The organism is Flavobacterium branchiophilum NBRC 15030 = ATCC 35035 (genome assembly GCF_002217205.1).
In the GTDB taxonomy this organism is placed as follows: domain Bacteria; phylum Bacteroidota; class Bacteroidia; order Flavobacteriales; family Flavobacteriaceae; genus Flavobacterium; species Flavobacterium branchiophilum.
The window spans coordinates 14,533-14,793 of record NZ_MUGT01000157.1; the positions used below are offsets into that span (position 1 = coordinate 14,533).

The 261-nt window shown below is 44.1% G+C and carries 1 protein-coding gene; it reads right to left on the reverse strand.

All coding sequences use genetic code 11. The features are described 5' to 3' along the window. Positions 1-261, reverse strand: a 261-nt coding sequence (locus tag B0A58_RS14535) for a gamma-glutamyltransferase (protein WP_207758858.1), incomplete at both ends; no start/stop codon positions are given.

Here is a 261-nt window from a genome sequence, read left to right on the forward strand (position 1 = left end):
TGATGGTATCGTTTTGCTTGTATTTTTTAGAAAAAAGGCTCTGATTGCCATTAATTTCTATCAACTTGTCGTGGTATTCGTTTAAACTTTCGGCCTGAAAAGCGGTAACAACCACTCCCCTTTCGGCTAGTTGGATTACGGGTTCCATGATTTGCTTGATGGGCAAAGTACCCCATTTTTCGTGTACGGCAAAAAGCCCTGCTATGGTTCCTGGAACACCCACTGCATAGGCGGTTTCGGTACTTTTGCCTGGCACTACAT